Source organism: Pseudomonas sp. IT-P258, assembly GCF_949767825.1.
GTDB classification, from domain to species: Bacteria; Pseudomonadota; Gammaproteobacteria; order Pseudomonadales; family Pseudomonadaceae; genus Aquipseudomonas; species Aquipseudomonas monachiensis.
On the sequence record NZ_CATKPU010000043.1, the window covers coordinates 488127 to 500746 of the forward strand.

The window sequence follows — 12620 nt, forward strand, 5'->3', positions numbered from 1 at the left end:
ATATGGAGATTTATATGAGTATTATATTGCCGAGCTTTGAAGAGAGTCAGGCGTTTTTTGAAGGGGCAAAGCTTGCAACACAAAGTGTTAGATTTGCTCGTGCTCAGGTCATTACTCAGTCGGAGGAAGTGGGCGTAAAAGAGCAAGATGTACTGGTCGGCAAAGAAAGCCCTACGATTATCGGATTTACAGATAATCTCGATGAAGATAAAAAACAAGCAGCGGCAGACAGTATTCATTATGCGGAGCGCTATGCTGACGGCAATTCAGATATTAAGTTGACGCCAATTGACTGGCATGAGAAATATCGTGAGGCCATGAAGCATTGTGGTTGGACATTGATCAATAATAAGTATGAAGATCATGTCAGTAAGCAGGTTAATGTTACGATGGACGTTATTGTCATGGACATTATAAAAACTGTTGCCGGAAGGAATGCACCAGCGATGCTGAAATTGCTGGATGGAGTCCTGGGCAAGGTGAAAGATGAAGAGCAACTGATCACTTTGTTTGATAATAATAGCAAGAGCGGAAAAAACGCGGAGTTCAGAATTGTACCCTGCTTGCAATCCGAGGGCGGTACCGCTATCACCGCTTACCTAGCTGTCGATTGTGAGCTCAAGACGCAGCAGGGCGGCGCCTGGTTTTGGAAGTGGAAGCTTTCGGAATTAAAAATGAAGAAAGTAGCTACCATGGTTGAACTCAATATGCGGGTGCATGAGCGCAATAGAGATCTCATATATGCGGGGCTTGATAAGAGCTCGGAAGATTTCTTTGCGGGCGCCAAGCTTGGATAAGTGAAAGGCTGCACGCGGGTTACTGAAAAGGCAACCCGCGTCGGCTTACTGCTCTACGGAGGTTGTTAATGAATAAGGATATTGTTTTTTTGGTCGCGGGGGATCCGTTGTCTATTTCAACCGATATTCCAGCTTTTTGGAGGAAGGAGGCTCTGAATTCGTTGCTTTGGTCTCGCCTGTATGCGAATTCGAAGGTTGACAGGTTTGTTGCTCCTGATCAGTGGTATAAAGATTTTTCAAATGCAATGGAGAAAGTTAAGTGGGGGCGTGAAGCATATAAGAGTTATAGCTTTGAGCCGGAGGTTGGCGCGGTTGTTGTGCTGCAAGATTTGGTTGGTGCAAGACTTGGCAGTCTCTTTGGCTTGAGTCAAGCTCCGCAGTTTGAGCGCTTGATGGCTTCTGTTGAAGATTCGCTCAATACGGAAGTGGTGGGTGCGAAACTTAGGCAGCGTGCGGTGGTGAGTGCGCCGGGAGAGAAAGATTCAGTTATTTCAACTATTGCGTTGCAGTTGAGTTTTGTAGGGGCGGGGCCGGCTGTTTATTCGGCGTTTGTTCATTTTGGAACGATTGAAGACGTTGAGGTTGATTTTATCAATCAGCGATTTGTGGGCGAGCATATTGTCGGTAAGGTCAGTATTGACGTCTCGAAGCAACTGCTGAACAAGGCGGGATATGAAAAAGACCGGATGCTGGACCAGATACTGAGTAAACTCCCTGATTCAACGGACAAGTATGTTTTTGACATTACTTCACAACGTATTTGATGCCGATAGCCAGTCACTGGAAAATCCGGCAGGGTCTGCTGCGTGCGGCCTGTTTGCAAGTGTTGCCCACGTTTGGCAGTGGTCCCTGCGGGGCAGCACTCATTGCAAGGGATGCCCTGACAAACGCGCCTCTTCTGCGAGCCATTGAAAAAACGCCCGAACCGGCGGGTGTCGCTCACGCCCCGGCACGCACAACGCGCTGTAGCCGGCACCGTCGACCTGAATTTCGCCTCGATAAGCGACCAACAACCCACTGGCCACGCTTTCCGACACCAGAATATTGCTCGCCAGCACCAGACCTTGCCCGGCAATCGCCGCTTGCAGGGCGTAGTGTTCTTCGTCGTATTCACGCACGGCGGGCTGGCCGTTCAACCATGTTTCACCGGATCGCGCACACCAGGCCTCCCAGCCGTGGGCATAGAGCTTGGAGTTGTGCCAGCGCACGCTGATCAGCGTGGGGGGGCGACTCGACGCCAGGGCCACCTGTTCTGGCGAGCCGTAGACACCGAAGGACTCATCGAACAGGCACTGGCCGTACAGGTTGGGGTAATCATCGAGGCTGTAGCGCAGCACCAGATCGACACTGGCGTCCTGATGCAGATCGATGACCTCGCAGTGGGTATCGAGGCGCACGTTGATGTTCGGGTGACGGGCGTAGAAGCGTCCAAGCCGTGGCACCAGCCACAGGGCGGCGAAGGCGGCGGTGGTGGAAACTGTCAGGTTGGCGCCGCTGCGTTGTGGGCGCAGGGTATCGACACTTTGCGCCACTTCCAGAAAAGCCCCGTGCAGGCTCTGGAACAGCCGTTCGCCGCATTCGGTCAGGCGTACCTGGCGTGGCAGGCGCTCGAACAACGGCACACCGAGCCAGCTTTCCAGGGAGCGGATCTGGTGTGACACCGCCGTCGGGGTGACGGACAGTTCTTCGGCGGCAGCCTTGAAGCTCAACAGGCGTGAGGCGGATTCGAAGGCCCGCAGGGCGGTCAACGGCAACGAGGCAAACATTCAACACTCCATGGATGAAATGGATTCATCCAGACTGATTTCTGCTCATTTGAACGAGGACGGTGGTGAGCTTCAAGCTGCAAGCCAAAAGCCGTTTGAGTTTAGCCCTGAGGAGAGACAGATGAGTAGAATTCTTGCTGTTCACGCCAGCCCACGTGGTGACCGTTCGCACTCCCGGCGTTTGGCCGAAGTGTTTCTGTCGGCCTGGCAGGCCCGCCATCCACACTCGCAGTTGACCCGACGCGAAGTCGGGCGAGCGCTGATACCGCCGGTCAACGAAGCATTCGTGGCCGCCGCGTTTTACCCCGAGCCTGCCGCTCGGCCGCTGTCGATGCAGGCCGACCTGGCACTCAGTGACGAACTGGTTGGCGAACTGCTTGGCCACGATGTGTTGCTGATTTCCACGCCGATGCACAACTTCAGCGTACCCAGCGGCCTCAAGGCCTGGATCGATCAGATCGTGCGCGTCGGGGTGACCTTCGATCACAGCCTGGACAATGGCGTGGCCCAGTACGAGCCGTTGGTACAGGGTAAAAAGGCCCTGATCATCACCAGCCGTGGCGGCTTCGGTTTTGGCCCGGGCGGCGAACTGGAAGCCATGAACCATGCCGACCCGCTACTGCGCACGGTGCTCGGATTCATCGGCATCACCGACGTCACCGTGGTGGCTGCCGAGGGCGAAGAGTCCGCCGAGCGCAGCTTTGAAATCTCTGCCGCCGAGGCTGAGCAGCGCTTGTTGGCGCTGGCCGGGGAGTTCTAGATGGCCTGGCTGTTTCTGCTGGTCGCCGCCGGGTTCGAAGTCACCTTCGCCATGGGCATGAAGTACGCCGAGGGCTTCACCCGGCTCTGGCCTTCACTGGTCACCGTGGTGGCCGCTGTGGGCGGAATCTACTTCCTGACCCTGGCCATGCGCGAGTTGCCGGTGAGCATCGCGTACCCGATCTGGACCGCCATCGGTTCGCTGGGCACGGTGTTTCTCGGTTTCGCGCTGCTGGGTGAAAGCCTGAGCGTGATCAAGCTGGTCTCGGTCGGGCTGATCGTGGCGGGCGTGGTGGGGTTGAAGTAGGGCCGATGACATAGACTTGTCGTCGAGTTGTCATCTTCGCAGGCTTAGCTTGGCGGATGTCTTGCATCCCGCCTTGCATCAACACCCGACCACAAGGATGTCCACCCATGTCGCAAGGTTCTGCCCCGCGCTACCCGCTGGTGTTGGTCCCGGGAATGCTCGGGTTCATACGGTTGGTGCTTTATCCGTACTGGTACGGGATCGTCGAGGCGTTGCGCCGTGGTGGTGCGGTGGTGTTCGCGGTGCAGGTCTCGCCGCTCAATTCGAACGAAGTGCGCGGCGAGCAATTGCTGGTGCGTATCGACGAAATCCTGCGGGAAACCGGAGCCGCCAAGGTTAACCTGATCGGCCATAGCCAGGGCTCGCTGACCGCCCGTTATGCAGCGGCCAAACGCCCGGACCTGATCGCTTCGGTGACCTCGGTGGCGGGGCCGAACCACGGTTCGGAGCTCGCCGATTACCTGCACGAGCATTATCCCCATGACAGCGTCCGTGGTCGTCTGCTGAGCGTTTTGCTACGGATGATCGGGGTGCTGATGGGCTGGCTGGATACCGGTTACCGCGGGCCGAAGCTGCCGGTGGATATCCATGCGTCTCATCACTCCCTCACCAGTGCTGGCGTGGCGCTGTTCAACCAGCGTTATCCACAGGGCTTGCCTGACACCTGGGGTGGTCAGGGGCCGGAGCAGGTCAACGGTGTGCGTTATTACTCCTGGTCCGGCACCTTGCAACCGGGCATTACCGATCGCGGGCGCAATCTGTTGGACGGCACCAACCGCACTTGCCGGCTATTCGCTAAAACCTTCGTCCGCGAAGCCGGGCATTGCGACGGCATGGTCGGGCGCTACAGCTCGCACCTGGGCATGGTGATTGGCGATGAGTATCCGCTGGATCACTTCGATATCGTCAACCAGTCGCTGGGGCTGGTGGGCAAGGGGGCCGAACCGATCCGGCTGTTTGTCGAGCATGCGGCGCGGCTGGCGGCGGCAGGCGTCTAGACCGCCTGTGGCGAGGGAGCTTGCTCCCGTTCGACGGCGCAGCGGTCGCAAATCGATCATTGAGTCTTGGGTGAATGAATAGGGGCTGCTGCGCAGCCCAACGGGACGGTGCGGCGATCCGACAAGCTCCCTCGCCACAAAAAGCTAGGCGCGACCCAACACCGTTGTCCATCGCTCGGAAACAATCACTCCACCCAAGGTCAATACCCCGCCCACCAGGTGATACAGCGCCAGTTGTTCATGCAGCACCACCGCCGCAATCAGGGCGGTAATCAGCGGCAGCAAATTGAAAAACTGCGTGGTCCGGCTCGGTCCCAAACGCACCACGGCCTGCATCCACGCCAGCGGCGCGACCATCGATGCCAGCAGGCAGGCGTACAGCACCAGCGGAATGTTCTGCAGGGTCGGGCCAACTTTCGGTGAGGCGATGAACAATGGAAACAGCACCACCACGGCCACCAGCACCTGCAGATACAAGAGCACCAGCGGCGGTAGTTTCAGTTGCCATTTTTTCAACAGGGTGCTGTAGACCGCATAGGCCAGGGTGGCGATCAGCATCATCGCGTCGCCCAGGTTGACCCCGTGTTCCAGCAATGTGCCAAGGCTTCCGGACGACACCACCACCAGGACACCGGCAAACGACAGTACCGCACCGGCCAGGGCGCCCATGGTCAGGCGCTGGCCGAGACTGATGATCGCCATGGCGAGCGACATCAGCGGCATCAGCGACAGGATGATGCCCATGTTGGTGGCCGAGGTCAGGCTCGCGGCGAAGTACGCCAGGCTTTGATAGACCGCCATGCCGAGAACACCGAGGACAAAGATCTTGCCCAGCTTCGGGCGGATCAGTGGCCAATGGGCGAGCACCGGTTTGAGCATGAAGGGCGTGAACAGCAACCCGGCCAGCAGCCAGCGGTAGAAACCGATCTCGGCGGGGAAGATCGCCCCGGCCGACATTTTGGTGATCACGGTGTTGCCGGCCCAGATAAAAATGGCCAGCAGGGGATAAGCGTATTGCATCGGGAAAAACCAGAGCGTTAATGAAGGGCAATTATCCTCTTGTCTGGATGCAAGCCTATACTTCGATCCAGACAACCGGCCCCTGATGACGGACAGCATGAGCAGTAAACACATCGACCTGCTGGATTTCAGCGAACTGCCGTCGGCGGTGTACTTCCGCTACGCCGATTTCGACGCCCACGAATACGCCGCGCCCCATCGACATCCCTGGGGGACGCTGGAATATGCCGCCCACGGCGTGCTGCACATGGACGTCGAGGGCAGCCGCTTCATGTCGCCACCGCAATACGCGGTGTGGGTGCCGCCGCAGATCGAGCACAGCTTCTACAGCCACCAACCGGTCAACTACCGCGCGGTGTGCCTGGCACCCAAGGTCTGCGCCGACCTGCCGCCGCGAGCCTGCACCCTGGCCATCAGCGACATCCTCAAGGCGATCCTCAAGGACTTCGCCGCCCGGGACGTGAAAATCCCCGAACAGGCCGCCGACCAGCGTCTGGCCCAGGTATTGGTGGACCAGTTGCAACAGGCCCCGGTGCACGAGTGCTACCTGCCCTATGCCAGCAGCCCCGGATTGCTCGGGATCCTGGAAGCGCTGCAGGCCGAGCCGGGGGACAATCGGCCGCTGTCGGAATGGGCCGCACGCATCCATGTCAGCGAGCGCACCCTGGCGCGGCAGTTCGTGCGGGAACTGGGCATGAGTTTCGGCGAGTGGCGCCAGCGCCTGCGTTTTCTGGCGGCGATCGAAGCGCTGGACAGCCCGCGCAGCATTCAGGAAATCGCCTTCGACATGGGCTACAGCACCGGCTCGGCGTTTATCGCGATGTTCCAGCGCCAGGCCGGATGTACGCCGGAGCAGTATCGGCGCAGCCATCTGGAGAACAGGAAGGTGTAACAGGGGTTGTCTACACTCCAGTGCAAGGCCACGCCCCTCGGTGTGGCGACCAGGAGAAAACTCCATGAAGATGATGCGTGTCCCTTTGTTGATGATCGGTTTGCTGCTGTGCTCCCAGGGCTTTGCCGCCAATACGGCCCAGCAAGAGAAGATGACTACCTGCAACGCCGACGCTACGGCCAAAAGCCTCAAGGGCGACGAGCGCAAAGCTTTCATGAGCACCTGTCTGAAGGCGACTGCGCCGGCAAACGATGCTGGTAAGACCTTGACCCCACAGCAAGAGAAGATGAAGACCTGCAATGCCGACGCCGCCACCAAAGCCCTCAAGGGGGATGAGCGCAAGGTGTTCATGAGCGATTGCCTGAAGAAAAAATAAACTAGGGCTGAAAATTTTTGGAGCTGTGAGGGCCCCATCGCGAGCAGGCCAGTCGAGGCACTGCAAACATCCAGGGCCCCCACTAAGGTCGCCCCACACAATCCCTAGTGCTCGCACCGGATCGCTGGCAGACTGCCAATCCTTTTTACGCCGTTCGTTTTTGAGGCTGTATGCCAACGTTTTCTCAGCGTCAAGTCTTGCTGGTCATCAGCTGGGTCATCATTTTTGGCGGGCTGCTGCTGGTCCTGCCGCTGCGGTTGCTGCCCAGCCTGCTCGCCGGATTGCTGGTGTTCGAACTGGTCAACATGCTCACCCCGCAACTGCAACGGCTGATCGAAGGCCGGCGTGCGCGCTGGCTGGCGGTGGCATTGTTGGGGACTCTGATTGTCAGCGTGCTATCGCTGATCTTTGCCGGTGCCTTCAGCTTCCTGCTGCACGAGGCGGAAAACCCCGGTGCCTCCCTCGACAAGTTCATGGGAGTGGTCGACCGCGCGCGCGGGCAACTGCCGCCGTTCATCGACGCCTACCTGCCGGCCAGTGCCGCGGAGTTCCGCGTGGCGATTGGCGAGTGGGTCAGCAAACACCTCAGCGATTTGCAATTGGTGGGCAAGGATGCGGCGCACATGTTCGTGACCTTGCTGATCGGCATGGTGCTGGGTGCGATCATTGCCTTGCAGCGTGTGCCGGACCTGACCAAGCGCAAGCCGCTGGCTGCGGCGCTGTTCGAACGCCTGCACCTGCTGGTCCAGGCGTTTCGCAACATCGTGTTCGCCCAGATCAAGATTTCCCTGCTCAACACTGTCTTCACCGGGATTTTCCTGGCGGTGATCCTGCCGATGTTCGGGATCAAGCTGCCGCTGACCAAAACCCTAATCGTGCTGACCTTCCTGCTCGGCCTGCTGCCGGTGATCGGCAACCTGATGTCGAACACTTTGATCACCATCGTCGGTTTGTCGTTGTCGATCTGGGTCGCTGTGGCGGCGCTGGGTTACCTGATTGTTATCCACAAGCTCGAATACTTCCTCAACGCGCGCATCGTCGGCGGGCAGATCAGTGCCAAGTCGTGGGAGTTGCTGCTGGCGATGCTGGTGTTCGAGGCCGCGTTCGGCCTGCCGGGGGTAGTGGCGGGGCCGATTTACTACGCGTATCTGAAGAGTGAGTTGAAGCAGGTGGGGATGGTTTGATCTGCTTCGGATCTAGCAGTTGATCAAATTGTGGCGAGGGAGCTTGCTCCCGCTGGGTCACGCAGCGGCCCCCTTATCCCTGAAAAGAAGGGAACTGCTGCGCAGTCCTACGGGAGCAAGCTCCCTCGCCACAGAGATTGTGGTCAGTCCATAGAGCCGTAGCGCTTGGCCGCTTCAATCGCCAGACCGCTACCGATACTGCCAAAGATGTTCCCTTCCACATGCCGCGCCTTCGGCAACATCGCCGAAACACTGTTGCGCAGCGCCGGAATCCCGCTCGAACCACCGGTGAAGAACACGGTATCGACCTGGTCGACCCGCACATCGGCGTCCGCCAGCAGTTGGGTGACGCTGTTGCGCACCCGCTCCAGCAGGCTGTCGATGGCCGACTCGAACAGCGCCCGGCTCAGGTCCACGCTCAGGCCCGCTTCAATGCGGTCCAGTGGCACGTGGCGATTGTCGGCGTGGGTCAGCTGGATCTTGGTTTCTTCCACTTCCATGGCCAGCCAGTGTCCGGCACGCTGTTCGATCAGCTTGAACAGGCGGTCGATACCGCCGGTGTCTTCGATGTCGTAGCGCATGCTGCCCAGGGCCAGTTGCGATTTTTGCGAGTACACCGAGTTGATGGTGTGCCAGGTCGCCAGGTTCATGTGGTGGCTGGTGGGCATGTAGGCGCCGCTCTTCATGCGGCTGCCGTAGCCGAACAGTGGCATCAGGCCTTGCAGGCTGAGCTGTTTGTCGAAGTCGGTTCCGCCGATGTGCACACCTCCGGTGGCGAGGATGTCTTCGTGGCGGTTATCCACACCCCGACGCTCCGGCGACAGGCGCACCAGGGAGAAGTCGGAGGTACCACCGCCGATGTCGACGATCAGCACCAGCTCTTCTTTCTCGATGGTCGACTCGTAGTCGAACGCGGCGGCAATCGGCTCGTACTGGAACGAGACCTCCTTGAAGCCGATCTTGCGCGCCACGTCGACCAGAGTGTCTTCGGCTTCCTTGTCGGCCATCGGGTCATCGTCGACAAAAAACACCGGGCGACCCAGCACCACTTCTTCGAATTCCCGACCGGCGGACGCTTCGGCGCGGCTCTTGAGCTGGCCGATGAACAGCCCGAGCAGGTCCTTGAACGGCATCGCCGTGCCCAGGACGCTGGTGTCGTGCTTGATCAGCTTGGAACCCAACAGGCTCTTGAGCGAGCGCATCAGGCGGCCTTCGTAGCCTTCCAGGTACTCGTGCAATGCCAGCCGGCCGTACACCGGGCGACGTTCTTCGATATTGAAGAAGACCACTGACGGCAGGGTGATCTTGTCGTCCTCCAGCGCGATCAGCGTTTCCACGCCGGGGCGCAGCCAGCCGACGGTGGAGTTGGACGTGCCAAAGTCGATACCCAAGGCACGGGCTGGAGATGCGTTGTTCATGTCTTTCAGGTTCCGGTTAAAAAACGGCCGCGCAGTGTATGTCAGAGCGCGCCAGATTCGAAGGCCGGTTATCTGCTAATTCTTCGCGGACAATGCCTTGAAAGATGGGTGATCCCCCCCAAACTACCCTGCATCAACCGGACAGCCGCGGGAGTGCTCGCAAGAAGCCCCGCCTGCTGCCGATAAACTTCTGCCGCGCCGCCCGGTCACAAACTTGAGATCGGTCAAACCAATGGCTGCAAACAAGCGCATGCTGTGGCCTGTGGCGCGATTCTGATAACGGATGGTGATTCCCTCGATGGACTTCAAAGACTATTACAAGATTCTCGGTGTGGAGCCGACCGCAGACGATAAGGCGATCAAGGCCGCCTATCGCAAGCTGGCGCGCAAATACCACCCCGACGTCAGCAAGGAAAAGGACGCCGAGTCCAGGTTCAAGGACGCCTCGGAAGCTTATGAAGCGCTGAAAAGCGCCGACAAACGCGCCGAATACGATGATTTGCGCCGCTATGGCCAGCACGGCCAACCGTTCCAGGGACCACCAGGCTGGCAAAGCCGTGGCGGTTTCGGTGGCGGTGGCCAGGACACGGGCGATTTCTCGGACTTCTTCAGTTCGATCTTCGGCAACCGTGGGCCTGGTTTCAGTGGTGGTGGACAGTCGCGTCGCAGTACCGGACGTCGAGGGCAGGACGTGGAAATGGAGCTTGGGGTTTTTCTCGAAGAAACGCTGTCGACCGAGTCGAAGAAGGTCACCTTCCAGGTGCCGCAGTACAATGCGGCCGGCCAGCATGTGAGCAACACCAGCAAGAGCCTGAACGTGAAGATTCCGGCCGGTGTGAGCGACGGCGAGCGCATTCGCCTCAAGGGGCAGGGCGCTCCGGGCGTGGGTGGCGGGGCCAATGGCGACCTGTACCTGACGATCCGTTTTGCGCCGCACCCGAAATTCGACGTCGAAGGCGAGAACCTGATCATCACCTTGCCACTGGCACCGTGGGAGCTGGCGTTGGGCGCTGAAGTCGCCGTGCCGACCCTGACCGGCAAGATCAACCTCAAGGTACCGGCGGGCAGCCAGAATGGCCAGCGCATGCGTGCCAAGGGCCATGGCCTGATGAACAAGGCCGGTGAGCGCGGTTATCTGTTCGTGCAACTGAAAGCCGTGATGCCGAAGAAATCCGACGAGGACATCAAGGCCCTGTGGCAGGAGCTGGCGAAAAAAGCCGCGTTCGACCCGCGAGAGCATTTTTGATCCCATGGAACCAAGGAGTCACTGACTATGAGCAGTCCCCTGATCGTTCAACTGGACATGGCAGAATTCTGTGAGGCGGCCGGGCTGTCGGACGTCTACGTGATCGAAATCGTCGAGCACGGCATCCTCGAACCTCAGGGCGCCCAGCCCAAGGACTGGGTTTTCAACGACTACGAGCTGACCCTGGCCAAGCGCGCCGCCAAGCTGCGGCGCGACCTTGACCTGGAATGGGAAGGCGTCGCCCTGGCGCTGGACCTGCTCGAAGAAGTCCAGCAACTGCGGGCCGAGAACCGCATGCTCAAGCAGAGGTTGGGGCGGTTGGTGGTGGAGTAACTCAAAGAGTGGCACCCAACCTGTGGCGAGGGAGCTTGTCGGATCGCCGCACCGTCCCGTTGGGCTGCGAAGCAGCCCCAAAAACATCCAGTCAGCACATTTCAACAGGTTCAGCGCAATTGCAGGGCTTGCGACCGCTTCGCGCTCGAGCGGGAGCAAGCTCCCTCGCCACAAAAGCCTCCCCTCGGCAAACGTCTAGACCTTCCTCGGCAACACCACGGTAAACGTCGTGCCATCTATCTCACGGGAACTGACTTCAATCGCTCCCTGATGGGCATCAACCACTTCCTTGACGATAAACAACCCCAACCCAAGGCTGGTCGTAGGCTCGCCGAGTTCTTCGCTGGCACTGCGCACCAGCGGGTCGAAAATCGTCGGGATCGCATCGCAGGGGATCGGGGCTCCGTCGTTGTGCACCGTCAGTCGGACGCTGTCAGCCTCGCCCCTGAGGCGCAGCGTCACTTCGCGTTTGCTTGAGCCGTGCTGCAAGGCATTGCCGATCAGGTTTTGCAGCATCTGATCGAGCCGGCGCGGGTCCCAGGTGCCGCGGGTGTCGCCCTGCACATCCAGGGTCGGATTGCATTCCGGTTGACTGGCACAGGCCCGGGCAATCGCTTCGCGCGCGGCTTCGGCCAGGTCCATGGGCGCCAGCTCGATCGGCAGGCGCTTGCCCAGGCGGCTGCGCACCAGTTCCAGCAAGTCCCCGACCATCACCGCCAGGTGCCCGGTACTGCGCAGGATATTGACCGCGCACTTGAGCGCATCACCGTCGAGCGCGGCTTTGCGCAGCAGCAGTTCAGTGGACATGCTCACCGCCTGCAGGGGCGCGCGCAGGTCATGGCCGAGGATCGCCAGAAAAATGTCCCGTGAACGATTGACCTGCTCGGCATATGTGGCCGTGGATTCGGCGAGGGCTTCGTCGATGGCTTCGTTGAAACGGATCATGTCCTGGAAGTAGGCCAGGTCAGGCGATTGCAGGCTGTTGACCCACAGGCGGATGACACAGGCGCGCAGGTGACGGAATTCGCTGGTCATCTGCACCAGATCAAAACCCACGGTGTGACGCAGTTCGCCGTGGCTGGCGCCGGCCTCGTCGAGGCTGGGGGTTTTCTCCGGTCCTTCGCCGCGCGCCTTGGCCGCCTGTTCGGCAGGTGTCTGGGGTTTGCACATGTCCCGGGCCGCGGCCAGCAGGATCGACCGGGCATGGTCGCGCAAGGCGGCGCTATCCATGTTTTCGGCGGCCGGGGTGATGGTTTTGGCGAACAGCTCCCACTCATCGACGATGCGATCAACGTGTAACACGATGAATTCGGAAAGACGCATGGCGGTTACCTGTTCATGAATCGGGGGCGGCGAGTCGAATAGTAGTCCCTTTGCCGGAAAAAACACGACCGCTCATGCAGTGGCACAGGCGGACGTGCCGATGGCGGTAGATATATGTTTTTGGCTCCCTGAATTTCGATCCCCCGGAGCCATTTCGGGGGGGCGGCCAAGCAGTTATTTGGACTTTTGTTTCAGGTGCAG

General features: G+C 59.5%; 14 protein-coding genes. 10 read left to right on the forward strand and 4 right to left on the reverse strand.

All coding sequences use genetic code 11. The features are described 5' to 3' along the window. The first annotated feature begins 14 nt into the window (after positions 1–14). Positions 15–797 (forward strand): hypothetical protein, encoded by a 783-nt coding sequence (locus tag ACM6G4_RS18065; RefSeq protein WP_414914240.1) that lies wholly within the window; start codon positions 15–17, stop codon positions 795–797. Positions 798–865: 68 nt separating this feature from the next. After that, a complete protein-coding gene (locus ACM6G4_RS18070) occupies positions 866–1561 on the forward strand; it encodes a hypothetical protein (RefSeq protein ID WP_414914241.1) in 696 nt (231 codons plus the stop codon). A 99-nt stretch (positions 1562–1660) separates the two neighbouring features. On the opposite strand, the gene ACM6G4_RS18075 is transcribed toward ACM6G4_RS18070, so the two are convergent. Further along, positions 1661–2563, reverse strand: a complete 903-nt coding sequence (locus tag ACM6G4_RS18075; RefSeq protein WP_414914242.1) for a LysR substrate-binding domain-containing protein — start codon at positions 2561–2563, stop codon at positions 1661–1663. A gap of 121 nt (positions 2564–2684) precedes the next feature. On the opposite strand from ACM6G4_RS18075, the gene ACM6G4_RS18080 reads away from it, so the two are divergent. From ACM6G4_RS18080 to ACM6G4_RS18090, 3 genes are all read left to right on the forward strand, one after another. Next, positions 2685–3323 carry an FMN-dependent NADH-azoreductase gene (locus ACM6G4_RS18080; RefSeq protein ID WP_414914243.1) on the forward strand — a complete coding sequence of 213 codons (639 nt, stop codon included), beginning with the start codon at positions 2685–2687 and terminating at the stop codon, positions 3321–3323. Beyond that, positions 3324–3629, forward strand: coding sequence for a DMT family transporter (locus tag ACM6G4_RS18085; RefSeq protein ID WP_414914244.1), 306 nt, complete (start codon positions 3324–3326; stop codon positions 3627–3629). It abuts the gene before it with no gap. Positions 3630–3736: 107 nt separating this feature from the next. Next, on the forward strand, positions 3737–4627 hold the full coding sequence (locus tag ACM6G4_RS18090; protein WP_414914245.1) for an esterase/lipase family protein: 891 nt from the start codon (positions 3737–3739) through the stop codon (positions 4625–4627). 144 nt (positions 4628–4771) lie between these two features. Here ACM6G4_RS18090 and ACM6G4_RS18095 read toward each other — a convergent pair whose 3' ends face one another. After that, the gene (locus tag ACM6G4_RS18095) at positions 4772–5647 is read right to left on the reverse strand and encodes a DMT family transporter (RefSeq protein WP_056725378.1); all 876 of its coding nucleotides are present in this window, start codon (positions 5645–5647) and stop codon (positions 4772–4774) included. 97 nt (positions 5648–5744) lie between these two features. Between ACM6G4_RS18095 and ACM6G4_RS18100 the strand changes: the two genes are divergently transcribed. The 3 genes from ACM6G4_RS18100 (at position 5745) to ACM6G4_RS18110 (ending at position 8099) form a co-directional block, all read left to right on the forward strand. Further along, positions 5745–6539 carry an AraC family transcriptional regulator gene (locus ACM6G4_RS18100; RefSeq protein ID WP_223447660.1) on the forward strand — a complete coding sequence of 265 codons (795 nt, stop codon included), beginning with the start codon at positions 5745–5747 and terminating at the stop codon, positions 6537–6539. A gap of 64 nt (positions 6540–6603) precedes the next feature. Then, complete coding sequence (locus ACM6G4_RS18105) at positions 6604–6915, forward strand: PsiF family protein (protein WP_056725374.1); 312 nt, start codon at positions 6604–6606, stop codon at positions 6913–6915. Between the two features lie 170 nt (positions 6916–7085). Continuing rightward, positions 7086–8099: an AI-2E family transporter gene (locus ACM6G4_RS18110; protein WP_056725372.1), complete on the forward strand. Its 1014-nt coding sequence runs from the start codon at positions 7086–7088 to the stop codon at positions 8097–8099. A 143-nt stretch (positions 8100–8242) separates the two neighbouring features. Here the strand turns inward: ACM6G4_RS18110 and ACM6G4_RS18115 are convergent, their stop codons facing one another. Then, the gene (locus tag ACM6G4_RS18115; protein ID WP_008001051.1) at positions 8243–9517 is read right to left on the reverse strand and encodes an Hsp70 family protein; all 1275 of its coding nucleotides are present in this window, start codon (positions 9515–9517) and stop codon (positions 8243–8245) included. 298 nt (positions 9518–9815) lie between these two features. Between ACM6G4_RS18115 and ACM6G4_RS18120 the strand changes: the two genes are divergently transcribed. Together ACM6G4_RS18120 and ACM6G4_RS18125 are read left to right on the forward strand one after the other, a co-directional pair. Further along, entirely contained in the window at positions 9816–10763 is a 948-nt protein-coding gene (locus ACM6G4_RS18120; RefSeq protein ID WP_056725369.1) for a DnaJ C-terminal domain-containing protein, read from the forward strand. Between the two features lie 27 nt (positions 10764–10790). Next, a complete protein-coding gene (locus tag ACM6G4_RS18125) occupies positions 10791–11096 on the forward strand; it encodes a chaperone modulator CbpM (protein ID WP_056725368.1) in 306 nt (101 codons plus the stop codon). A gap of 195 nt (positions 11097–11291) precedes the next feature. Here ACM6G4_RS18125 and ACM6G4_RS18130 read toward each other — a convergent pair whose 3' ends face one another. Further along, positions 11292–12419, reverse strand: coding sequence for a sensor histidine kinase (locus tag ACM6G4_RS18130; RefSeq protein WP_414914246.1), 1128 nt, complete (start codon positions 12417–12419; stop codon positions 11292–11294). Between the last annotated feature and the right edge of the window lie 201 nt (positions 12420–12620).